The sequence below is a fragment of the Streptomyces sp. CB02366 genome (assembly GCF_001905905.1).
In the GTDB taxonomy this organism is placed as follows: Bacteria; Actinomycetota; Actinomycetes; order Streptomycetales; family Streptomycetaceae; genus Streptomyces.
Genome location: NZ_LIVT01000007.1, coordinates 165,208 through 187,789 on the forward strand (window position 1 = coordinate 165,208; position 22,582 = coordinate 187,789).

Consider the following 22,582-nt stretch of genomic DNA (forward strand, 5'->3'; position numbering starts at 1 on the left):
CTCACGTGCCGTGGACCGGGTGGCCCCGGGCGGTGCGGTGCGGGCCGCGTCGGCAGGCGGCACCGCGCGGTCGAACGGCGGTGTCCCGTCAGGTGTCTCTGCTGCCGTGCCGGAGCCTTCCTGTCTCTTGGATGTCGCCGGGATCGATCCTACGATGGACTTCGTCCAAGTCAAGAAGTGGGCTAAAACCATATCGACCGAGGTGCGACGTCGTCCGATTCCTTGCGGCGATCGCGCCTCCCGGCGAAGCGGAGCGGGTGAAACGGGATGAGCGACCTCCTGCAACGGCTACGGGGCCGTGGCTGGCGGCTGACCTCGCAGCGGCGCGTCGTCGCGGAGGTCCTCGACGGCGACCACGTGCACCTGACCGCGGACGAGGTGCATCTGCGGGCCGCCGCGCGACTGCCCGAGATCTCCCGCGCGACCGTCTACAACACGCTGGGAGAACTCGTCGCGCTGGGCGAGGTGGTGGAGGTCTCCACCGTGGGCCGGGCCAAGCGCTACGACCCCAACGCCCACCGCGCGCACCAGCACCTGGTGTGCTCCGGCTGCGGCACGGTCCGCGACGTCCACCCGGTCGGCGACGCTCTGGGCGACCTGCCCGGGAGCGAGCGGTTCGGCTTCACGGTCGGCGCGGTGGAGATCACCTACCGCGGCCTGTGCCCGGACTGCGCCTGAGCCGGAGGCGGACGGCGGCCGGGGGCGCAGGCCCGGCGGTCAGGCCCGGACCTCGCGGATCGACGCCACGTCGTAGACGAGGGCCGAACTGTCGGCCGGGCCGCGGCAGGTCAGTCGGCGCGGCGGGGTGCGACGGGCCCGTACCTCGACGTCGAGCGCCCTCGCGCCGTCCGCCCGGTCGCTGACGCGGACACGCCAGCCCCACGGGTCGCGGACCGTCTCGACGACGTCGTACGCGTACCGGCTCGCCGGACCGTAGCGCGCGAGCACCCCGGCCACGGCCGCCTGTTGCGGCGGGTGGAGGGTGGTGTAGCCGCGTAGATGGCCGGCGTGGATGCGGTCGGCCAGATGCTCCCGCACCACGGTGACCGCCGACGTCGCGTCCAGGCGGCCGTAGTAGACGCCGTCGGGCACCACGGCCACGTTGGCGGCGAACCGGTCCCCGCCCACATGCGTGCACTCCCACACCAGGTCGGGCCAGCGCGCGCTGAGCACCGCGCCCACCGGGCGCCCGCGCACCGCGCAGCACGCGTCGTGCGTGCCGTGGGCGCAGACGAGGACGACCGGCGGAAGGCCGGGCTCCCCCGGGGAGTCCAGCGCCGCCGCGATCCCCACCAGGTCCTCGTCGCGGCGCCAGCCGCCCCACTGCTGGCGCAGACCGCCGGAGCCGTCGTGGCGCAGCACTGCCCACCGGCCGCCCCCGTCGGGGAGGGGGCGGCGGCCGTGCCGCCGGACCAGCAGGATCCGTGCCCGGTGCGCCCGGGCGGCGGAGTACACCAGGGCCTTGGTCCCCGGATCGAGGGCGAGGCCGTCGTAGCCGTCGGCGGGCCAGCCGCGCCGGTACTCGATGAGGATCCAGGCCGTGCCGTACGGAGCCGTGCCGACGAACGCGTCGCCGCGCTCCCGGGCGGCGTCGGCGCAGAAGAAGCGGCCGGACGGGGTCACCGGTCCGCGGGCACCAGCACGCCCGCCCGCAGCAGTCGCCCGGCGAGGTCGAGGCCGAGGTCGCCGGCGGTGCGGACCTGCCCGCCGAGCAGCCGGGCCACGGGGACGAGGTCGTCCGCCGGGAAGTCGAGGTAGCCCACACGGGTGAACAGGCGTGTTCCCTCCAGCCGTGGCTCCAACGCCTCCCGCAGCCGGACCGGTGAGGCGGGGCCGAGGCTGTTCAGAGCGGCGAGCTGGGCCAGCGGCCCCAGGGGCGCCGGGCGCGCCAGGGACCGGTGCGCACGGTGGAACGACGGGGCGGGGTCGGCGTCGGCGACGGCGGCCAGCAGACGTTCGCGGACCAGGTCCGTCGCACTGCCCGAGCCGTTCGCTCTGCCGTTCACCGTGCCCGGAGCATCCGGAGCGTCCGGAACGCCGCTCGGTCCGGCTGTGCCGTTCACGCTGTCCGGCCCGCCCGCCTCCAGGAGGGGCCCGCCCGCCCCCAGGGGGAGGCTGCGGCGCATCGACGGGTCGTCGGCCAGGTCCGCGAGGGCGGCCCGGACCAGGTGTTCGGCCAGCGCGTAGCGCGTCCAGACGTGGACCCCGAGGGTCAGATGGACCGAGACCTCCCCCCGGGCCTGCGCGGAGTGCAGCCAGCCGCGCGGCAGATAGAGCACGTCGCCGGGGCGGAGCGTCGTGTCCAGGTGCGGGGCGTCGTGCGCGGCCCGCTCGGCGACGGCCGCGCGGTGACCGGTCCACGGCTGGTCGCGCAACGGGTCCGGCAGCACGGGCTCGTGGACGACCCACCGCTTCGTCCCCTCGATCTGGAGGACGAAGACGTCGTGCACGTCGTAGTGCGCGTCGAACCCGCGGTTCTGCGGCGGGGTGACGTAGGCGTTGGCCTGTACGGGGTGCCCCAGCTCCCTGCCGAGTGCGGAGACCAGCTCCGCAACCGGCTCCCAGGTACGGTGCAACGCCTGCAGGACGAGCGTCGCCCCGCCCTCGAACGCTCGCCACAGGGCGGTGTCGTCGAGCTGGTCGGCGACGGTGGCCCCCACCCCGGCGGGCGCGGTGAACGACGACTCGGGAAGCGTGGAACCGTCCTTGGCGACCCGGAGGAACGGCGTACGCAACCCGCGCCGTGAGATCAGATCGTCCACGGCGGCCGTGGAGAAGACGTCGGAGAAGTCGTCCGCCCCGCGCGTCAGCGCCGCCGTGCGGCCCCAGACGTCACGGGCGAACTCCTCCCGGCCGAGGCTGGTCAGGCGAGACTCCAGGATTCCGGCGCCCTGACGCGCGCCGGAATCCCGGAGCTCGGTCCGGGTCATGCTCAAGAGCGGCTGCCGCCGTCGGCACTGCCGTCCGCGCCGCCGTCGTGGACGCCCGGGGTGCCGGCCGCGCCTCCGTCGGCGGGTCCTTCGGCACCGCTGTCGGCTCCGCCGTCCGCGCCGCCGTCGTGGACGCCCGGGGTGCCGGCCGCGCCTCCGTCGGCGGGTCCTTCGGCACCGCTGTCGGCTCCGCCGTCCGCGCCGCCGTCGTGGACGCCCGGCGTGCCCGCCGCGCCTCCGTCGGCGGGCCCTTCCGCGCCGCCGTCGGCTCCGCCGTCGTGGACGCCGGGGGTGCCGGCCGCGCCTCCGTCGGCGGGGCCTTCCTGTCCGCTCGCGTCGTGCTGGGTCATCGTGCCTCCTGGGGATCACGCCATGGACGGGCGGCTTTCCGTCGCCCGGAAACCTGCTCGTCCAGGACGGTGACATAGGGATGAATTGCCCGTAATCACCGTATAGCCGGGGCGGGGAAACATCGATTCGGGCGGCCGGGCGTCCTCCGAATGCCGGAGCGGCCGAGACGGCGGCCCCGCCCGCCCACCGCCCGGCCGGGCTGCCACCGCCCGCTCACCGCCCGGCCGGGTCTCCCGGCACCACCCGCACGCCCAGCCCCCGGATCGTGTGCGTTCGGGCGGTGACCTCGCCGGTGACCTTCTTCGCCCCGTCCAGATTGCAGAACAGCAGATCCTGCTCGCTGGTCGTCGCGCTGCCGACATACGAGGCCGGCGCCGTGACCCAGGAACGCCTTCTTCCCGTCCACCGACCCGAAGGCGTCGGCGTGGAGCGTCGGCACGGGCCCCGCCGACACGCCCTGGACGAACACCTCGTAGACGACTCGCCGGGACTCCGGCGCCGCCTGGCCCCGGCACACGGCCCGGGGCGGACTACGACGCGGTGAAGGCCGGCTGGTAGCGGGGCGGCGCCCTCGCCCGGCCCCGCGCCCGCCCGACGGCTCCGCACCCGGCCGAAGGCCCCGGTTCCGGCTTCCCGGGGCCGCGACCGGGGCCCTTTCGCGGAGGAGTCCCCTCAGCGCTTGATGCCGACGCCCGCCAGCAGGCTGATCTGCGCGTCCGGGATCTCCTTTCCGTCCGCGTCGAGTCCGGCGGACCGCCAGCGGTGGCAGCAGACGATGCCGGGGTCGATCAGGGCCAGCCCGTCGAAGAAGCGCGCGACGTCGCCGTGCGAACGGAACTCCACCGGGGTTCCGGACTTCGTGTACGACTCCGCGACCCGGTTCCAGGTGGCGGGGTCGAAGTCCGGGGTGCAGTGGTTCATGGCGAGAGCGCTGCCGGGCGGGAGCGGGTCGAGCAGCCGGCGCACGATCGCGTACGGGTCGTGCGGGGCGGTGACGAAGTGCATGAGCGCGTTGAGCGTGAGGGCGACGGGCCGGTCGAAGTCCAGGACGTCCGCGTCCTCCACCGCCCGCAGCAGGGCGTCGGGATCCCGGGCGTCGGCCTCGACGTAGGCGGTGCGCCCCTGCGCCGTACTGCGCATGAGGCGTTCGGCGTACTTGAGGACGAGGGGATCGTTGTCCGCGTACACGACACGGGCGTCGGGCGCCGCCGACTGGGCGATCTGGTGCAGGTTCGGCTCGGTCGGAATGCCGGTGCCGATGTCGAGCCACTGGCGTATGCCGTGCTCCTGGGCCAGCACCCGGGTGGCCCGGTGCATGAACGCCCGGTTCTCACGGGCGGTGACGTAGAGGCCCGGGTGCGCCTCGGCGGCGGCCAGAGCCGCCCGCTCGTCCACCTCGAAGTGGTCCTTGCCCCCGAGGAAGTAGTCGTACATCCGGGCCGAGTGCGGCCTGCTCGTGTCGAGGCCCCGGCCGGACTGCCTGGTGGTCATGTTCTTCCTTTCACGCGTGTGTCCGCCGCCCGCGGGGCCGGGATCGGAACCCGCGGCGTCGTCCCTTCACTGCCGCCGGATCACCCGGCGACCAGATGGTCGGCCAGTCCCGCCTTGACGCCGCGGACGAACGCCGCGATCTCCTCCGCTGCGTAGATCAGCGCCGGCCCGGCCGGATCGGTCGACTGCCGGAAGGCGACGCGGCCGTCGGTGAGTTGTTTCGTCTCGACGCACTGGCCGCCGTTGGGCCCGCTCCAGGGGCGTTCCCAGCCCTGTTCCCCGAGGTCGGTGGCCGGCATGCCGTTGTAGACGCTCTTGCCGTCGGCCGTCATGAGTACTCCTTGCGCATGCGGTTCAACAGCGCGGTGCTGTCCTCGGACGACGTCATCAACGCCATGCGGGTGTGCGCCTCCAGATGGGAGACCACGTCCTCGCGCTGGTCGAGGTAGACACCGGCGGACAGGAGTTCGCTGTAGACGATGTCGGGCAACTCCGGTTCCTCGAACCGGAAATACGTGAACGGGGCGCACGCTCCGCTGTGCGCCCCGGCGGAGAAGGGCACGATGTCGATGCTGACGTGCGGGAGTTCGGAGACTTCGAGGAGCCGCTCGACCTGTTCGCGCATCATGTCCGGGCCGCCCACGGCCCGGTGCAGGACGGCCTCCTCCATGACCACCCACAAGGTGGGGGCGTCCGCGCGGTCCAGCAGGACCTGGCGGCGCAGGCGCAGCTCCACGCGGCGGGCCAGCTCCTCCTCGTCGCCGTTCGGCAATCCGCCGCGCAGCACGGCGCGGGCGTAGTCGGGGGTCTGCAACAGACCGGTGACGTACTGGGGTTCGTAGGTGCGCAGCGTCTTCGCGCCCGATTCCAGACTGACGTAGGCGGTGAACCAGTCCGGGACGGCGTCGCGGTAGGAGTGCCACCAGCCGGGCTTGTTGGCCTGCTCGGCCAGTTCGACGAACTCGTCGATCTCCCGGCGCTCGGCTCCGTAGGTCTCCAGCAGCTTCTCGACGTAGAGGGGCTTCAGCGCGACTTCGGCCTTCTCCAGCCTGCGGATCGTCAGCGACTTCACGCGCAGTGCCCTCGCGGCGTCCTCCAGCGAGGTGCCGGCTCCCAGGCGCCTGTCCCGCAGCCGTCGGCCCAGGATCATGCGCAGGACCGTCGGCGCGCTGGTGCCGGAACGGGCTTCGCTCACGCCCTACCTCCTGAGGAGCCGTCAACAGCGCCATTGTGGCATCGACTTGGTGGGGGCACCAGGTTGATACAGATGCTGCTGAAATTATCAGGGAGTCGGTTGCAGCATGAGTGTGATCACGCGCATAGTGGTCGCGTGAGCGGTCACGTCATATCTCCGACGCAGGTTCCGGACCGGAGGGGACGCGCGATGCCGACGGCGTCGCCGACGCCCCGCCGCCGGGGGCCTGCACCGGCGCGCACCGCGCACCGATCGAGCGGCAGCCCTCATCCCCTCACCGCGCCCACCCCCCTGAACGGCGCTGGAAGGCGAAACCCGTGACTCTGTCCCCGTCCGCAGCACCGCCCTCTCTCCCCGCCTTAACCGGAGCCGTCCCGTCGCGGGAGCACTGGTTCGGCCTGCCCGCCCTGCGGACCAGCGTGAGATCCGCCCGCGACACCGCGCGCGACCTGCTGCGCGCCTGGCGGTTGCCCGGCGACACCTGCTGCGACGCGGTACTGCTGATCTCCGAGCTGACCACCAACGCCGTGCTGCACACCGGCACGGGGCAGGTCCTGTGCGGCCTCACGCTGACCGGTGACGGGAAGCGCCTGCGTATCGAACTGCACGACGAGGACAGCGCCCCGGTCAGGCCGCCCGAGCGCGAGGCCGGCCCCGACGATGAGAGCGGGCGGGGACTGCTCCTGGTCAGGCAGCTCGCGGAGAGCTGGGGCTCCACCCGCTCCACGAGAGCCGGGGGAAAGGTCGTCTGGGCGGAGCTGACGGCGCACCCGTGATGCCGTGTCCCCCCGCCCCGGCCGCGGAACGCTTCCCCCCGCCCCGGCCGCCGAAGGGGCGCCCATGACCTCCCCGGGCGGCGGCGCGCCCCCCGTCGTGCTGTACGTGTGCGCCGACCGGGGCCCGGGAGCGCCCGGCGACGCGACGCGCCGTGCGGAGGCGGAGGGGTACGCGTTCGCCCGGGAGCGCGGACTGGCGATCGCCGAGGTCGTCACCGACGCCTACGGCGAACCCGACCCGGTCCGGCGCAGCGGGTGGCGGCGGGTGCGGCGGCTGGCCCGGGCGGGCCGCGTCACCGCCGTGCTCGTCCGCTGGCCCAGCGCCATCGCCCCGGAGTCCGCGTGCGAACTCCGGCACCGCGAGGCGGCCTGGCTCCGCGACCACGGCGCGCCCGTGCGCTACACCTGGGCGCCGTTGTCCGCGCGGAGCGCCGAGGGGCGGTGAACCGGCCCGGGGCGCCCCGCCCGCGGTCCACCGCTTGATCGTCCACGGGCGGGGTAGCGAAACGGTATGACCACCGACAGAACACCGCCCGCACCCGGCGGACACGTACCGCCGGAGCTGGACGTCAAGGCGCTGAGCGCGCTGCTGGACGGCGAGTACGCCGAGGTCCGCGACCTGGTCCGGACCAACCTGGCGGCCCATGCCGCGGTCCTCGACGAGGCCGAGGAACTCGACGTCGACGCCTTCCGTGAGCGGGTGCGCGACCATGTGGTCGCGATGGCGGCGACGGGGCAGACCGGCATGGGGTTTCCGGCCCGGTACGGCGGGGGCGGCGACGTCGGGGCCTCGATCGCCGCGTTCGAGACGCTCGCCCTCGGCGATCTGTCGGTGCTGGTGAAGGCCGGCGTGCAGTTCGGCCTCTTCGGCGGTGCGATCCTGCACCTGGGCACCGAACGCCATCACGAGGCCTATCTGCCCGACCTGATCACCGGGAAGCTGATGGGCTGCTTCGCGATGACCGAGACCGGGCACGGCTCCAACGTGCAGGCGCTCGGCACCGTCGCGCGCTACGACGCCGCCGCCCGGGAGTTCGTCATCACCACCGAGGGCGACCAGGCGCGCAAGGACTACATCGGCAACGCGGCCCGCCACGGCGAACTCGCCGTGGTGTTCGCCCAGTTGGAGGTGGACGGGAAGTCCGAGGGGGTCCACGCCTTCGTCGTGCCGATCCGGTCCGGCGGTGAACCCGCCCCGGGCGTCGGCATCGAGGACGACGGCCGCAAGATGGGCCTCAACGGCGTGGACAACGGACGCCTCCGGTTCGACGGCGTGCGGGTGCCCCGCGAAGCGCTGCTCAACCGCTTCGCCGACGTCACCCCGGAAGGCGTCTACGAGAGCGCGATCGACAACCCCCACCGCCGCTTCTTCACCATGCTCGGCACCCTGGTGCAGGGCCGGGTCAGCATCGGCGGCGCCGGAGTCGCCGTCTCCAAGGTCGCCCTCGCGATCGCCACCGGGTACGGGCTGCGGCGGCGGCAGTTCGCCGCGGGCGCGGACGGGGAGGAGCAGCTGCTCCTCGACTACGGGCTGCACCAGCGCCGGCTGCTGCCGCTGATCGCGCGCACGTACGCGCTGCACTTCGCGCAGGACGTCGTACGCACCCGGCTGCACGACGTCTTCTCCGGCGCCGAGGACGACCCGCAGGCGCGCCGCCTGCTGGAGGCCCGGGCCGCCGGGACCAAGGCGCTCGCCACCTGGCACGCCACCCGAGTGGTCCAGGAGTGCCGGGAGGCGTGCGGCGGAGCGGGCTATCTGGCCGTCAACCGGTTCGCCGCGCTCAAGGCCGACAGCGACATCTTCACCACCTTCGAGGGCGACAACCACGTCCTGCTCCAGCTCGTCGCCAAGGGCCTGCTGACCCACTACGCCGACGAGTTCGAGGACCTGGACCAGCTCGGCATGATCCGCCACGTCACCGGCCTCGCCGTCGAGACGCTCATCGAGAAGACCTCGGCCCACAAGCTGCTGGAACGGGTGCGCGACCTGCTGCCCGGCGGTGACGAGTGGGACCGGGAGGCCGGTCTGCTCGACCCGGAGTACCAGCTCGCGATGGTCCGCTACCGCGAGGAGCACATGCTCGCCGGGGTGGCCCGCAGGCTCAAGCGCGGCATCGACCAGAAGCGCGACCCCGGCGCCGTCTTCTCGCAGGTGCAGGACCACGTCATCGCCCTCGCCCACGCCCATATGGAGCGGCTGGTGCTGGAGGCGTTCGTCGACAAGGTCCGCACGCTGCCCGAGAGCGGCGAGAAGGCGGCGCTGGGCCTGCTGTGCGACCTGTTCGCCCTGACGACGATCGAGGCGGACCGGGCGTGGTTCATGGAGCACGGCCGGCTGACCGTCCAGCGGTCCAAGGCGATCACCCGTGAGGTGAACGACCTCTGCCGCAGGATCCGGCCGCTGGCGGGCGGCCTCGTCGACGCCTGGAACATCCCCGCCGCGATGCTGCGCGCCCCGGACCTGCTGGGCGGAGCCTGAACGCGGTGGCGGCCGCGCCCCCGGCCCGGTTCGCCGGGAGGGCCGGGGCCGGGGGCGCGGCCGCCGCCGTGCGGCGGGACGTCCGCGCCGCCCGCCGGGTCACTGCCGCGACATCGCCGTGAGGACCAGCTCCACGCAGTGCGCCTCCAGCCGCTCGCGCGGTACGTCGAGGGTGCCGCGCAGCCACCCCGCGAAGAGGCTCGCCAGCCCGCCGACCAGGGCGTGGGCGGCCATCCGGCGGTCGGCCTCGTCCACCGTCCCCGGCAGCTGGCCGCCGACGAGTTCGGTGAAGACCGCCATGAGGCGGTGGCCGCGGGCCCCGAGAGCGGGGTCGGCGAACGGCTCCAGGAGCAGCAGGCGGCCCTTGTGCGGGGCGTCCAGGACCAGGGCGACGAACGCGGAGACGGCGGCGCGGGCCCGGACGCCGGCCTGCGGGGCACTGAGCGCCACCGCCTCCTCCAGAGCGCTTCTGGCCTCGTCGGCCACCCGCTCGAAGGCGGCGAGGAGGAGATCGTCGCGACCGCCGAAGCTCTCGTAGAAGTAGCGGTCGGTCAGCCGTGCCCCACGGCAGACGGACCGGACCGTGACGGCCGCGGCCCCCTCCTCGCCGGCCAGCCGCTCGGCGACGTCCAGGAGGGCCTGCCGACGGGCGGCGCGGCGATCGGCGAGCGTGGTGCCGCCCCAGCTCCGTTCCGTCAACTCCCGTTCCCCCGTATCGCGTTGAAGCAATTGACGACACCTGTCCGCACATTCTAACCTGATGACAGGTGTCCTCAGATTGCTCTCGTCGCAACCGCGCGGGACGCCTTCCCGAGCACCGCCACGCACAGCGCCGCGAACCGTGTCCTGAACAGCTCCGCCCGCGGAGCGCCCCGCACCGCAACCCCAGCCAGCGGAGGTACACGTGACACCGTCAGCCCCCGGACCGGAACAGACCGGCCCGAGAACCCCCGAACCCCTCGGCCCCGACTCCCTCACCTGGCGCTGGTTCGGCGACTGGAGAGGACTGCTGCTCGCCCCCTGGGCCGGATCGATGCAGAACATGCACCCCGGACTGGGCGCGGCCGTCGCCGAGCACTCGCGCTTCTTCGAGGAGCGCTGGGAGCGCCTCTTCCGCTCGCTGTACCCGATCGGGGGAGTCGTCTACGACGGCCCGCTCGCCGCCCGGACCGCCCGCGAGGTGCGCGGCTACCACGCCTCGATCAGCGGGGTCGACGCACGGGGCCGCCCGTACCACGCGCTGGACCCGGACACGTTCTACTGGGCCCACGCCACCTTCTTCATGCTGACCGTGCAGGTCGCCGAGCGCTTCGGCGGCGGCCTCACCGAGGCGCAGCGGCACACGCTCTTCGACGAGCACGTCCGCTGGTACGCGCTCTACGGCCTCTCGATGAAGCCCGTACCCGGCGGCTGGGAGGAGTTCCAGGCGTACTGGGACCGCATGTGCGCCGACGTCCTGGAGGACAACCGGCCCACCCGGGACGTCCTGGACATGCGCCGGATCGCCCGGCCGCCCCTCCTGCGCCTGCTGCCGCCGCCCCTCTGGGCCCTCCTCCGCGTCCCGCTCGTCCGCTCGACGCGGTGGCTCACGGTCGGCCTGTACCCGCAGACGGTCCGGGACCGCCTCGGCCTGCGCTGGACGCCCCGCGACGAACGGCTGCTGCGACTGGTGGGCGGCCTCGTCCACCACGCCTGGAGGCACGTCCCCGAGCGGTACCGCTTCCACCCGCGCGCCCGCGCCGGATGGGACCGCGAGCGGGGCCGGCCGGCGGAGGTCCCGGTGGAGACGCCCGCCCGGAACCTCCCGCCCGAGGAGCGGCGGGGCCTTCCCCAGCACTACGTGCCGGTGGCGCACCGGACCGGGCGGCCACCGCGCTGACCGAAGCCGCCCGCGCAGCCGAGGGGGGCCGCCGTTCTCCGGCGCGGGCTGTCCCTCCCCGCCCGGTGCCGCCACCCGCTTCGCCCGGCCGTACCGCCCTGCGACTAGTTTGTGTGCAGGACGGATGAGCGGGCCCGATGCGGCGGAGACGCACGGGGGACGGGAGGTGGGGAGCGTGTCGCTGCGCGGAGGTGATCCGGCCGAGATCGGCGGCTATCCGCTGGAGGAACGGCTCGGCTCGGGCGGCATGGGCACGGTCTTCCTGGCCCGTACCAGTTCGGGGCGGCCCGTCGCGATCAAGCTGATCCATCAGCACTTCGCGGGGGACGACGAGTTCCGCATCCGGTTCCGGCAGGAGGTGGCGGCCGCGAGACGGGTGAGCGGCGCGTTCACCGCGGCCGTGGTCGACGCCGCTCCCGAGGCGGAGCAGCCGTGGATGGCGACGACGTACATCGAGGGGCCCACGCTCGCCCAGCGCATCGCCGAGGGGGGCCCGCTCGGCGGAGCGGAGCTGCGGAGGCTGGCCATCGGGCTGGCGGAGGCGCTGCGCGACATCCACCGGGTGGGCGTCGTCCACCGCGACCTGAAGCCCTCGAACGTCGTGCTCTCGCCCGAGGGCCCCCGGGTCATCGACTTCGGCATCTCGCGCGCGGCGGACCAGGAGACGCTCACGATGACCGGGCGGGTCATCGGCACGCCGCCCTTCATGTCGCCCGAGCAGTTGCGGGCCCCGCGCGGGGTGGGACCGCGTTCTGACGTCTTCTCGCTGGGGACGCTGCTGGTGTACGCCGCGACGGGCCGCGGGCCCTTCGACGCGGACAGCCCCTACATGACCGCGTACCAGGTGGTGCACGAGGAGCCGTCGCTGGACGCCGTGCCGCCGGCCCTGCGAGCGGTCGTCGAGCCGTGCCTGGGCAAGGAGCCCGAGGGGCGCCCCTCGGCCGATGAACTCCTGGTGCTGTTGAGGGACCTGCCGGCGGACGGACTCGGCGGGGCCGACCCGGCTTCCGGGGGGCCGGGAGCGGGCCGCACCCGCGACGTGATCACCCAGCACCATCTGGCGACCCCGGCCACCCCCTCGCCCGCCACCGCGCCGGCGGCCGCCTTGAAGCCCTCCGATCCGGCGCCCGCCGCCCCGGCCTCCGCGCCCCCGGCGCCCTCCGAGGCGGGGAGCACCGGCGCGTCGGTCGGCGGCCGTCTGCGGAGCCGGTGGCGGCCCGTCCTCGCGGCGGCGGTCGCGGTGGCGGCGATCGGCGGGGGAGTGGCCGCGCTGACCACGGGCGGCGGAGACCGGGACGGCGGCGGGGACCCCGGCCCCGCGGTGCCGGGCGGCGCCCTCCCGGCCGGCTTCGAGCCGTGGCGTACGACCGTGCTCGGCGGCCGCGAGGACATTCCCGACGAGCTGCGCTGCGTCACCCGCGCGGAGGCGCTGTTCTGCGGGGGCGGCGGTGTCGTCGCGAGCCGTGTGGACCCCGGGGACGGAACGCAGGTGTGGACGGTGAAGAGCCCGGGCGTCCCCACCCAGGGCATGCACCTGGTGGGCGCCACCGACGACACCGTGGTCGGCTACCGCATCGCCGACCAGGACGCCCCGCAGGGACCGCCGGAGGAGGTGGTGGCACTCGACGCGGACAGCGGCGAGGAGCTGTGGTCCACGCCCTCCGGCGCCCAGTCCACGGCCGTCACCGGCCGGACCCGGGACGCCGTCGTGGCCGGTTCCGCCGTGGTGACGGTCGACCCCTCCAACTCCCGCTTCGAGGCCCGGGACGCCCGCGGCGGAAAGGTCGCCTGGACGGCGCCGTTCCCCGGGGGCACGCAGTGCGCTCCCGTCGCCGAGGGCACGCGGCTCCTCGCGATGTGCGCGACCGACGCCGAGGTGGACGGCCTCGGACCGCGCCGCCCCACCCTGCGCACGCTCGACCCCGGCTCCGGGGAGCTGGGCGCGGCCGTCGAGGTCGAGGGGCCCGTCGAACCGGTGGGCGAAGCCGGAGGCTCCCTCGTCCTCCTCTCCCCGCACTACGAGGGGACCGCGCGCACCGGGTACGACGGACTGGCCCGGTTCGACCCGGCCTCGGGGAAGGTGACGTACTCCCGGCTCGACGAGGTGTACGACGGCACCCCCGGCATGGCGGACGGCACCGTCTACCTGAGCGGGCGGACCGGTCTCGTCACGGCGTTCGACTCCGCGACCGGACGGAAGAAGTGGGTGCGGCAGACGGGCGTGGAAGGCGCGTCGGGGCCCGCCGCGGGGGACGGCGCGGTGTACTTCAGCTCGGCGACCGGCCGGGTGGTCGCGCTGTCGCCGAACGACGGGAAGACGCTGTGGGCGACGGACCCGCAGGCCGACGGGCTCACGGGCCAGGAGGGAGCGAGCCCGCGCGTGACCGTGGCGGGACGCGCGGTGTTCGTGGCCGCCGCCGAGAACACCCTCTTCGCCTTCGACGCGGGGAATCCGCCGAGGCCGCGCTGACCCGGCGGTCCCGCCGGGACCGGTGGAGCCCGTGATGCCGGTCCGCCCGCTGCCCGCGCCCCGCTCAGTCGCCCAGGACGCGCTCCCACAGCAGCCCGTCCCGCCACTCCCCCTCAAGGAGGATCGCGGCGTGCGCGACGCCGTACGGGGTGAACCCGTTGCGGCGCAGCACCCGTTGCGACGGCAGGTTCTCCAGGTTGGTGGACGCCTCCGCGCGGTGCAGGCCGAGCTCCTCCCGCATCACCCGGAGGGCGAGCCCGACAGCCCGGCCGGCGTGCCCCCGGTTCTGGGCGGCGGTGGCGATCCAGTAGCCGAGGGAGCCGCGCCGCAGGTGCGGCTGCGGCAGGATGTTTCCGACGGTGACCTGCCCGACCACCTCGCCGTCGGCGAGCACCACGCCCGGCCAGACCGTGCCGGCCCGGTACCCGGCGAGCAGCCCCTCGATCCGCTCCTCCTGCCCCTGGGGGGTGAAGCAGTCGGCCGGCTGGGCCGGTTCCCACCGCCGGAAGGCCTCCGCGTCCCGCGCCCGGTGGGCGGCGACGGGCGCGGCGTCGGCGGGCTCTATCAGGCGGATCGTGGTGGAGCTGGGCATGGGCCGGTCCTTGTCGCGACGGCGGGAGGGGACCGGCCCAACCTACGCGAGGACGTCAGGGCACCTTCACCCAGTCGAGGGTGCGTTCCACCGCCCGCTTCCAGCCCTCGTACCCCTCCGCGCGCTGCTCCTCGGTCCACTGGGGCGTCCAGCGCTTCGACTCGTGCCACTGGGTGCGCAGTTCATCGGTGTCCTGCCAGAAGCCGGTGGCGAGGCCGGCCGCGTAGGCGGCGCCGAGCGCGGTCGTCTCGGCGACGACGGGGCGGCTGACCGGGACGCCGAGGACGTCCGACTGGATCTGCATGCAGAGGTCGTTGGCGGTGACGCCGCCGTCGACCTTGAGCACGTCCAGGTGGACCCCGGAGTCCTGCTCCATGGCCTCCACCACATCGCGGCTCTGGTAGCAGATGGCCTCCAGGGCGGCCCGCGCCAGATGGGCGTTGTCGTTGTACCGGGAGAGGCCGACGATCGCGCCGCGGGCGTCGGAGCGCCAGTACGGGGCGAACAGCCCGGAGAAGGCGGGGACGAAGTAGACGCCGCCGTTGTCCTCGACGCTCCGGGCCAGTTCCTCGCTCTCCGGCGCCGACTTGATGATCTTCATCTGGTCGCGCAGCCACTGCACCGCGGAGCCGGTGACGGCGATGGACCCCTCCAGCGCGTAGACCGCCGGACTGTCGCCGAACCGGTAGGCCACCGTGGTGAGCAGGCCGTTCTGCGAACGGACCAGTTCGTTGCCGGTGTTGAGCAACAGGAAGTTCCCGGTGCCGTAGGTGTTCTTGGCCTCGCCGGGGGAGAAGCAGACCTGGCCGACGGTGGCCGCCTGCTGGTCGCCGAGGACGCCCCCGATGGGGATGGCGGCGCTCAACGGCCGGGAGGTGCGGGTGGAGCCGTAGGCTTCCGCGTCCGAGGAGGAGTTGATCTTCGGGAGCATCGACCGGGGGACGCCGAAGAAGCCCAGGAGTTCGTCGTCCCAGTCGAGGGTCTCCAGGTCCATCAGCATGGTCCGGCTCGCGTTGGTGACGTCGGTGGCGTGGATGCCCCCGTTCGGTCCGCCGGTCAGGTTCCACAGGACCCAGGCGTCGGTGTTGCCGAAGACCGCGTGACCGGCCTCCGCCGCCTCCCGTACGCCGTCGACGTTCTCCAGGATCCACTGGATCTTGCCGCCGGAGAAGTACGTCGCCGGCGGCAGCCCGGCCTTGCGGCGGATGACCTCGCCCTTCCCTGAACGCTCCAGCTTCGCCGCGATGGCGTCCGTACGGGTGTCCTGCCAGACGATGGCGTTGTAGTAGGGCCGCCCGTTGCGCCGGTCCCAGACCACCGTGGTCTCGCGCTGGTTGGTGATCCCGATGGCCACCAGGTCGGTCGGCGACAGACCGCCGTACCGCAGCGCGTTCTGCATGACCGAGTTGGTGCGCTCCCAGATCTCCACGGGATCGTGCTCCACCCAGCCGGAACGGGGCAGGATCTGCTCGTGCTCCAGCTGGTGCTTGGCGACCTCGTTGCCGCCGTGATCGAAGATCATGAACCGGGTGCTGGTGGTCCCCTGGTCCACCGCGCCGATGAAGTCCGCCATGATGTGCCGCCTCTCCGGCCGGTGGGGTCAGTCCTTGCCCGCCGGGACACGGCCCGGCGGTTCGGGTTCCGCGGACGGCAGGAAGCGTCCGACGAAGACCTTGTAGAGGCCCGCGCCCAGCAGACCGCCGATCAGCGGGCCGAGGATGGGCACCCAGAAGTAGAGATTCCCGTACTGGTCGCGCCACGCCCCGCCGTACCCCGTGAGGAAGCTCGCGAGGCGGGGGCCGAAGTCGCGGGCGGGGTTGATCGCGTACCCCGCGTTGGTGCCCCAGGCCATACCGATCGCGACCACGATCAGACCGATGACGAACGGTCCCAGGTTCGAGCCGGGCGGGGTGTTCAGCAGGTCGGTGACGGCCAGGATCAGCAGCAGCAGGAGGGCGGTGCCGATGATCTGGTCGCGGAACGCGCCCCACTCGTGCACCGGCAGAGCCGGGTTGCCGTTGGCCGGCAGCGTGGAGAACACCGACTGCGTCTTGATGGTGTGCCCGGGGTCGGCCTTCGCCAACGCCTCGCTGTAGTTCCAGCGGACGAGGAGCGCGGCCACGAAGGCGCCGGCCGTCTGCGCCAGCGCGTACGGGGCCACCTTCTTCCAGGGGAACCCCTTGAACGCGGCGAGGGCGACGGTCACCGCGGGGTTGAGATGCGCCCCGCTCAGCCGCGCCGCCACGTAGACGCCCAGCGTGACGCCGAGCCCCCACGCCCAGGCGATGCTGTCGTGGTCCCCGAGCCCTCCGGCCGGGTCGGTCAGGGCTCCGCCCGCCGCCACCTGTGCCACGACACCGCATCCGAAGAGGATGAGGATCAACGTGCCCGCGAACTCGGCGGACAACTCGCCGAGAAATCCGGACTTCTTGCGTAGTTCGGCCATGGAAGCTCGCCCTCCGCCGACGGCGCCGGCTGTCTTCTACCCGAGCAGTGTCAGCAGGCTAAGCCGATTCACGTAAATGGGCATATCGGGAGAATTGGGCGTCTTAGGGGCGGGGCCCGGCGGGGTCCGATCGGGTGAGGTCCGGAAACGGCCGCGACCGGCCCCTCCCGGGCCGGACGCCGTACGGGGGACATCGTCACACGGGGCTCCGGCGCCATCGGCGGGGGCTGGGCCGCTCACCCCCCGGGCGCCCCCGCCCGCAGGCCGTCCATGACGAGGTCCAGGAGGCGGCCGGCCCGCGGTTCCCAGTCCTCGTGCGGATCGAGCTGCCACAGACCGGCGATGGCGAGGAAGAAGTCGTCCGGAGTCACCCCGGGGCGGACGGCGCCGACGGCCTCACAGGCGTCCAGGAGGGTTCCGGCCGCCTCCACGACCGGGGTGGGGCCGGGTCTGGCGGGCCCGCCGGGCGCCCCGGTGACCAGCCGGATCGCGTCCGCCAGGCCCGCCTTCGTCATGGCGAAGCGGGCGAGGCGGTCCATCCACTCGCGCAGGGCCCGTTCGGGCGGCCGGGACTCCAGCAACTCGCGGGCGGCGTCCGCGACCTGGCGCATCTCGTAGCGGTAGACCTCCAGGACGAGTGCTTCCCGGTGCGGGAAGTTGCGGTAGAAGGTGCCCTGCCCGACGCCCGCCTTCCTGGCGATGACGCTCAGCGGGACGTCCGCGCGCACGGTCAGTTCGGCCGTGGCGACGCGCAGGATGCGCTCGCGGTTGCGCTGCGCGTCCGAACGCAGAGGGGGGTCCTTCTTCGGCTCGGGCACGGTGCCTCCTCGTGGGTTCGTGGCCGAAACCCGTCCTTGTTAACCGGACAGCTGTCCGTTACGTTTTTCAGATAAACGGACAGCAGTCCGGTTAGGGCTACCTTACCGCCGACCGGGCCCATCGGTCTCCGCCCGCGCCCGGTTCCTCGTCACCCGACACCAGAGAAGGCTGAACATGGCCCCAGCGACCTCGTCGACGTCCAGCGTGATCACCCTGAACATCAACGGCGAGAAGCACCACCTGCCCGTCGACCACCGCACCACCCTGCTCGACGCCCTGCGGGAGCGCCTCGACCTCACCGGCACCAAGAAGGGGTGCGACCAGGGCCAGTGCGGCGCCTGCACGGTCCTGGTGGACCAGCGGCGCGCCGTCTCCTGCCTCACCCTCGCGGTCGCCGCCGAGGGGCGCGAGATCACCACCATCGAAGGCGTGGCCGAGGGCGACGAACTCCACCCCGTCCAGCAGGCGTTCCTCGACCTCGACGGCTACCAGTGCGGCTACTGCACACCCGGCCAGATCTGCTCCGCCATCGCCGTCATCGAGGAGCACGCGGCCGGGCGGCCGAGCGCCGTCACCGAGGACCTGAGTCCCGACGCCGCGCCGCAGCCGCTGACGCCCGAGGAGATCCGCGAGCGGATGAGCGGCAACCTGTGCCGCTGCGGAGCCTACGTTTCGATCGTCCAGGCCGTCGCCCGCGCCGCCGGGGCCCACGCCGCGGGCACGAAGGAGAGCACCGCATGAGGGAGTTCGGCTACCAGCGGGCCCACGACGTCACCGGGGCGGTCGCCCTGCTCGCCGCGGACCCCGACGCCCGCTACCTCGGCGGCGGCACCAATCTCGTGGACCTGATGAAGACCGGCGTGGAGCGCCCCGCCCGGCTCGTGGACGTCCGTGAACTCCCCCTGGACCGTATCGAACCCGCGGCGGACGGCGGCCTGCGCATCGGGGCGACCGTCACCAACAGCGACCTCGCCGCCGACCCGGAGGTCCGCCGCCGCTACCCGGCGCTCGCCCAGGCGGTGCTGGCCGGAGCCTCCGGCCAGCTGCGCAACATGGCGACCGTCGGGGGCAACCTCCTCCAGCGCACCCGCTGCGGCTACTTCGCCGACCTGTCGGCGCCCTGCAACAAGCGCGTCCCGGGCGCCGGTTGTTCCGCCGTCGCGGGCGAGCACCACAACCACGCGGTCCTCGGCGCGAGCGACCACTGCGTGGCCGTGCACCCCTCCGACATGGGCGTCGCCCTGACGGCCTTCGACGCCCGGATCTCCTACGAGAGCCCCGACGGCCCCGGCGAAGTCCCGGTCACCGACTTCTACCTCCCCGTCGGCGACACCCCGCACCGGGAGACCGCCCTGCCGCCCGGCGCGCTGATCACCCACGTCACCCTGCCCGCCGCGCCCGTCTGCGCCCGCTCCCGCTACCGCAAGGTGCGCGAGCGCGCCTCGTACGCCTTCGCCATCGGCTCCGTCGCCGCCGCGCTCACCCTCGAGGACGGCGTCGTACGCGAAGCGCGCCTCGCCCTCGGAGCCGTGGCCTCCCGGCCCTGGCGCGCCCGCGCGGCCGAAGCCGCCCTGACCGGCGCACCGGCGGACGGCACGGCCTTCGCCGCCGCCGCGGACGCCGAACTGGCCGCCGCCCGCCCCCTGCCCCGCAACGGATACAAGGTGACCCTCATGCGCAACCTCGTCGTCTCCGTCCTGACCGAACTCGCCGGGGAGGACGCCCGATGACGACCGCTGCCCCGGGCCGCCCCGCGCTCCGCGGAGCCGTCGGCACCGCCCGCACCCGCGTGGAGGGCCGCGACAAGGTCACCGGCGCGGCCCGCTACGCGGGAGAGATACCGTTCGCGGACCTGGCCCACGGCTGGCTCGTGCTGTCGACGGTCGCCCGAGGCCGGATCCGTACGGTGGAGGCCGACCCGGTCCTGGCCATGCCGGGCGTGCTCGCCGTGCTGCACCACGGCAACGCCCCCCGGCTGAACACCGACTACATCGGCATGCTCGGCGTCCCGCCGGACCCGACCTCCGCCGTCTTCCAGGACGACCGGGTGCCGTTCGCCGGCTGGCCGGTCGCGCTCGTCGTCGCCGAGACCCCCGAGGAGGCCCGGGAGGCCGCCGGCGCCCTGGTGGTGACGTACGACCGGGAGCCGCACGACACCGTGCTCGTCCCCGGCCACCCCGGCGCCTACCCGGCAGCCGGCCACATGCCGGCCGAGACGGAGAAGGGCGACCTGGAGGCGCGGTTCGGCGAGTCCGCGTTCGTCGTGGACCAGGAGTACACCACCCCCGAGGAACAGCACGGCATGATGGAGCCCCACGCCGCGACCGCCCGGTGGGACGCCGGCCGACTGGAGGTCGTCGACTCCAACCAGGGCGCCGGCTGGGTCCAGAGCGAGCTGGCCGCGATGTTCTCGCTCGACGCCTCCGCGGTGCGGGTGCGCTCCGAACACATCGGAGGCGGCTTCGGCAGCAAGGGGCTGCGCGCCCACCAGGTGTCCGCCGTGATGGCCGCCACCGCCCTGCGTCGCCCGGTACGCGTGGTCCTGACCAGGCGCCAGGTGTTCTCGCTGGGCGGCTACCGCAGCCCCACCGCCCAGCGGGTGAGGCTCGGCGCGGCCCCCGACGGCCGGCTGCTCGCCCTGGAACACCGCTCGCTGAACCAGACCTCGACGGTGTACGAGTTCGTCGAGCCCAGCGCGGGCGTCGCCCGGGTGATGTACGACGCCGAGGCCCACCGCACCGCCAACCACGTCGTACGGCTGGACGTGCCGTCCCCGACCTGGATGCGGGCACCGGGGGAGGCCCCGGGGTCGTTCGCCATCGAGGCGGCCCTCGACGAACTCGCCGAACGCGCCGGCCTCGACCCGATCGACCTGCGCCTGCGCAACGAGCCCGAGGTGGGCCCGGTCTCCGGCCTGCCGTTCAGCAACCGCAATCTGGCGGCCTGCTTCCGCGAGGGCGCGCGCCGCTTCGGCTGGGCGGACCGCGACCCGCGCCCGGGCGTCCGGCGGGACGGGCGGTGGCTGCTGGGCACCGGCACGGCGGCGGCCTCCTTCGGCGCCGGGGCCGCCCCGTCCACGGCCCTGGTCACGGCGGAGGAGGACGGTTCCTTCACCGTGCGCATCACCGCGGCCGACATCGGGACCGGAGCCCGCACCGCGCTCACCCTGATCGCCGCCGACGCACTGGAGACCGCGCCCGACCGCGTCCGGGTCCGCATCGGCGACAGCGACTTCGGCCCCGCGATGATCGCCGGCGGGTCCATGGGCACCCGCTCCTGGGCCTGGGCGGTCACGGCGGCCGCCGCCGAACTGCGCGAGCGGCTCGCCACGACCACGGTCATCCCCCCGGAGGGCATCACGGTGCGGTCCGACACCACCGAGGCGCTGGGGTCCCTCGCGCGGAAGGAGCGGCACTCCTACGGGGCCCAGTTCGCCGAGGTCGCCGTCGACACCGCCATCGGCGAGATCCGGGTGCGCCGCATGCTCGGCATCTTCGCGGCGGGCCGCATCGTCAACCCGCTCACCGCCCGCAACCAGCTCGTCGGCGGCATGACCTGGGGCATCTCCATGGCCCTGCACGAGGAGGCGGTCCGCGACCGGAACACCGGCGTCCACTACGCCCCCGACTTCGCCGGCTACCACGTCGCCACCCACGCCGACGTCCCGGACGTCGAGGCGGACTGGGTGGACGACCACGATCCGGACGACCCGGTCGGCATCAAGGGCGTCGGCGAGATCGGCATCGTGGGCGCGGCGGCGGCCGTCGCCAACGCGGTCCACCACGCCACCGGCGTACGCCACCGGAACCTGCCGATCCGCCCCGACCGGGTGATCGAAGCGGCGGCGGGCTCCGCCGGAGGAGCGGTGGATGCTTGACATCGCGGGCGAGCTGCACCGATGGGTCGAGGAGGGCCGGGAGTTCGCCGTCGGCACCGTCGTCTCCGTCGGCGGCAGCGCGCCGCGCGGCCCCGGCGCCGCCCTCGCCGTGGACATGGAGGGCACGGCGATCGGCTCGGTCTCCGGCGGCTGTGTGGAGGGCGCGGTCTACGAACTGTGCGCGCAGGCCCTCCGGGACGGCCGCACCGTGGGGGAACGGTTCGGCTACAGCGACGAGGACGCCTTCGCCGTGGGACTGACCTGCGGCGGGGTCCTCGACATCCTCGTCACCCCGGTACGGGCCGACTCACCGCAGCGGAGCGTGCTGCGGGCCGCGCTGGCAGCCGCGGCCTCCGGCGCCTCCGCGGCCCTGGCCCGGGTGGTGAGCGGCCCCGGGGAACTTCTGGGGCGCTCGCTGCTGGTGCGCGCCGACGGCTCCCGCGAAGGCGGGCTCGGCGGCCACCCGGAGCTGGACGGCACGGCGGCGGCCGAGGCGGCGGCCCTGCTCGACGCCGGCCGCACCGGCACGGTCGCCCTCTCCGAGGACGGTTCGCACTGCCCCGGCGGGCTCACCCTGCTCGTCGAGTCCAGCGTGGAGCCGCCCCGGATGATCGTCTTCGGCGCGGTCGACTTCGCCGCGGCGCTGGTACGGGCCGGCAAGTTCCTCGGCCACCATGTGACGGTGTGCGACGCCCGGCCCGTCTTCGCCACCCCCGCCCGGTTCCCCGAGGCCGACGAGGTCGTCGTCGACTGGCCCCACCGCTACCTCCGGCGCACCCCGACCGACGGGCGCACGGTCCTGTGCGTGCTCACGCACGAAGCCCGGTTCGACGTGCCGCTGCTCACGGAGGCGCTGCGGGCGCCCGCCGCCTTCGTCGGCGCGATGGGGTCGCGCCGTACCCACGCGGACCGGGTCCGGCGACTGCGCGAGGCCGGGCTGGGCGACGGCGAACTGGCGAGGCTGCGGTCGCCCATCGGACTGGACCTGGGGGCCCGTACGCCGGAGGAGACGGCCCTGTCCATCGCGGCGGAGATCGTCGCGGCCCGGCGCGGCGGCACGGGCCGGCCGCTGACCGGGGGAGCGGAGCCCATCCACCGGCAGCCGCGACCGGACCCCCGGGCGGAGCGGCGGGCCGTCGGACCGCGCTGAGGCCGCAGGGGCCGCGCTGTTCGCCCGCCCTCGCCACCGCCATCGCCCCGGCGTCCGCCGCCACCACCCCGGGCCTGGCGCGGGGACGTGCGGCCCGGGGCGGCGGACGTCGATCCGAGCCGGGCCG

Annotated in this window: 21 protein-coding genes; 10 read left to right on the forward strand and 11 right to left on the reverse strand. The window is 74.0% G+C overall.

Annotated elements, in window-relative coordinates; translation table 11 throughout:
- Nucleotides 1-267: 267 nt before the first annotated feature.
- Complete coding sequence (locus AMK24_RS21650; RefSeq protein ID WP_073770478.1) at nucleotides 268-678, forward strand: Fur family transcriptional regulator; 411 nt, start codon at nucleotides 268-270, stop codon at nucleotides 676-678.
- A gap of 39 nt (nucleotides 679-717) precedes the next feature.
- On the opposite strand, the gene AMK24_RS21655 is transcribed toward AMK24_RS21650, so the two are convergent.
- The 6 genes from AMK24_RS21655 to AMK24_RS21680 form a co-directional block, all read right to left on the reverse strand.
- Nucleotides 718-1,623 (reverse strand): sucrase ferredoxin, encoded by a 906-nt coding sequence (locus AMK24_RS21655; RefSeq protein WP_073770479.1) that lies wholly within the window; start codon nucleotides 1,621-1,623, stop codon nucleotides 718-720.
- The gene (locus AMK24_RS21660; protein WP_107427437.1) at nucleotides 1,620-2,930 is read right to left on the reverse strand and encodes a cupin domain-containing protein; all 1,311 of its coding nucleotides are present in this window, start codon (nucleotides 2,928-2,930) and stop codon (nucleotides 1,620-1,622) included. Before AMK24_RS21660 ends, AMK24_RS21655 begins: the two co-directional genes overlap by 4 nt.
- A 2-nt stretch (nucleotides 2,931-2,932) precedes the next feature.
- Nucleotides 2,933-3,280: a BatC protein gene (locus AMK24_RS21665; RefSeq protein ID WP_073770481.1), complete on the reverse strand. Its 348-nt coding sequence runs from the start codon at nucleotides 3,278-3,280 to the stop codon at nucleotides 2,933-2,935.
- A 673-nt stretch (nucleotides 3,281-3,953) separates the two neighbouring features.
- Nucleotides 3,954-4,772, reverse strand: coding sequence for an SAM-dependent methyltransferase (locus tag AMK24_RS21670; protein WP_073770482.1), 819 nt, complete (start codon nucleotides 4,770-4,772; stop codon nucleotides 3,954-3,956).
- Nucleotides 4,773-4,852: 80 nt separating this feature from the next.
- A complete protein-coding gene (locus AMK24_RS21675) occupies nucleotides 4,853-5,104 on the reverse strand; it encodes a DUF397 domain-containing protein (protein ID WP_073770483.1) in 252 nt (83 codons plus the stop codon).
- Nucleotides 5,101-5,967, reverse strand: coding sequence for a DUF5753 domain-containing protein (locus tag AMK24_RS21680; RefSeq protein WP_073770484.1), 867 nt, complete (start codon nucleotides 5,965-5,967; stop codon nucleotides 5,101-5,103). The genes AMK24_RS21675 and AMK24_RS21680 overlap by 4 nt, the downstream gene beginning before the upstream one ends.
- Before the next feature lie 317 nt (nucleotides 5,968-6,284).
- Between AMK24_RS21680 and AMK24_RS21685 the strand changes: the two genes are divergently transcribed.
- The 3 genes from AMK24_RS21685 to AMK24_RS21695 all read left to right on the forward strand — a co-directional run bounded on the left by AMK24_RS21685 (nucleotide 6,285) and on the right by AMK24_RS21695 (nucleotide 9,222).
- Nucleotides 6,285-6,743 (forward strand): ATP-binding protein, encoded by a 459-nt coding sequence (locus AMK24_RS21685; protein ID WP_338012702.1) that lies wholly within the window; start codon nucleotides 6,285-6,287, stop codon nucleotides 6,741-6,743.
- Between the two features lie 64 nt (nucleotides 6,744-6,807).
- Nucleotides 6,808-7,188, forward strand: coding sequence for a hypothetical protein (locus AMK24_RS21690; protein ID WP_073770485.1), 381 nt, complete (start codon nucleotides 6,808-6,810; stop codon nucleotides 7,186-7,188).
- Between the two features lie 66 nt (nucleotides 7,189-7,254).
- The gene (locus tag AMK24_RS21695; RefSeq protein ID WP_073770486.1) at nucleotides 7,255-9,222 is read left to right on the forward strand and encodes an acyl-CoA dehydrogenase family protein; all 1,968 of its coding nucleotides are present in this window, start codon (nucleotides 7,255-7,257) and stop codon (nucleotides 9,220-9,222) included.
- 99 nt (nucleotides 9,223-9,321) lie between these two features.
- Here AMK24_RS21695 and AMK24_RS21700 read toward each other — a convergent pair whose 3' ends face one another.
- Complete coding sequence (locus AMK24_RS21700) at nucleotides 9,322-9,921, reverse strand: TetR/AcrR family transcriptional regulator (protein WP_073770487.1); 600 nt, start codon at nucleotides 9,919-9,921, stop codon at nucleotides 9,322-9,324.
- A gap of 205 nt (nucleotides 9,922-10,126) precedes the next feature.
- Here AMK24_RS21700 and AMK24_RS21705 point away from each other — a divergent pair, with 205 nt between their 5' ends.
- Both AMK24_RS21705 and AMK24_RS21710 read left to right on the forward strand, forming a co-directional pair.
- A complete protein-coding gene (locus tag AMK24_RS21705) occupies nucleotides 10,127-11,101 on the forward strand; it encodes an oxygenase MpaB family protein (protein ID WP_073770488.1) in 975 nt (324 codons plus the stop codon).
- A gap of 175 nt (nucleotides 11,102-11,276) precedes the next feature.
- Nucleotides 11,277-13,571, forward strand: coding sequence for a serine/threonine-protein kinase (locus AMK24_RS21710; RefSeq protein WP_073770578.1), 2,295 nt, complete (start codon nucleotides 11,277-11,279; stop codon nucleotides 13,569-13,571).
- A 64-nt stretch (nucleotides 13,572-13,635) separates the two neighbouring features.
- Here the strand turns inward: AMK24_RS21710 and AMK24_RS21715 are convergent, their stop codons facing one another.
- The 4 genes from AMK24_RS21715 to AMK24_RS21730 all read right to left on the reverse strand — a co-directional run bounded on the left by AMK24_RS21715 (nucleotide 13,636) and on the right by AMK24_RS21730 (nucleotide 17,427).
- Entirely contained in the window at nucleotides 13,636-14,163 is a 528-nt protein-coding gene (locus tag AMK24_RS21715; protein ID WP_073770489.1) for a GNAT family N-acetyltransferase, read from the reverse strand.
- A gap of 55 nt (nucleotides 14,164-14,218) precedes the next feature.
- The gene (gene glpK, locus AMK24_RS21720) at nucleotides 14,219-15,736 is read right to left on the reverse strand and encodes a glycerol kinase GlpK (RefSeq protein WP_073770490.1); all 1,518 of its coding nucleotides are present in this window, start codon (nucleotides 15,734-15,736) and stop codon (nucleotides 14,219-14,221) included.
- A 27-nt stretch (nucleotides 15,737-15,763) separates the two neighbouring features.
- On the reverse strand, nucleotides 15,764-16,609 hold the full coding sequence (locus AMK24_RS21725) for an MIP/aquaporin family protein (RefSeq protein ID WP_073770491.1): 846 nt from the start codon (nucleotides 16,607-16,609) through the stop codon (nucleotides 15,764-15,766).
- A 236-nt stretch (nucleotides 16,610-16,845) separates the two neighbouring features.
- On the reverse strand, nucleotides 16,846-17,427 hold the full coding sequence (locus AMK24_RS21730; RefSeq protein WP_073770492.1) for a TetR/AcrR family transcriptional regulator: 582 nt from the start codon (nucleotides 17,425-17,427) through the stop codon (nucleotides 16,846-16,848).
- A gap of 175 nt (nucleotides 17,428-17,602) precedes the next feature.
- Between AMK24_RS21730 and AMK24_RS21735 the strand changes: the two genes are divergently transcribed.
- From AMK24_RS21735 to AMK24_RS21750, 4 genes are read left to right on the forward strand one after another with little or no spacing between them, the layout of a single operon-like run.
- On the forward strand, nucleotides 17,603-18,169 hold the full coding sequence (locus AMK24_RS21735) for a (2Fe-2S)-binding protein (RefSeq protein WP_073770493.1): 567 nt from the start codon (nucleotides 17,603-17,605) through the stop codon (nucleotides 18,167-18,169).
- Nucleotides 18,166-19,158 carry an FAD binding domain-containing protein gene (locus AMK24_RS21740; RefSeq protein WP_073770494.1) on the forward strand — a complete coding sequence of 331 codons (993 nt, stop codon included), beginning with the start codon at nucleotides 18,166-18,168 and terminating at the stop codon, nucleotides 19,156-19,158. The genes AMK24_RS21735 and AMK24_RS21740 overlap by 4 nt, the downstream gene beginning before the upstream one ends.
- Complete coding sequence (locus AMK24_RS21745) at nucleotides 19,155-21,305, forward strand: xanthine dehydrogenase family protein molybdopterin-binding subunit (RefSeq protein ID WP_073770495.1); 2,151 nt, start codon at nucleotides 19,155-19,157, stop codon at nucleotides 21,303-21,305. The genes AMK24_RS21740 and AMK24_RS21745 overlap by 4 nt, the downstream gene beginning before the upstream one ends.
- Entirely contained in the window at nucleotides 21,298-22,455 is a 1,158-nt protein-coding gene (locus AMK24_RS21750; protein WP_073770496.1) for an XdhC family protein, read from the forward strand. The genes AMK24_RS21745 and AMK24_RS21750 overlap by 8 nt, the downstream gene beginning before the upstream one ends.
- Nucleotides 22,456-22,582: the final 127 nt, after the last annotated feature.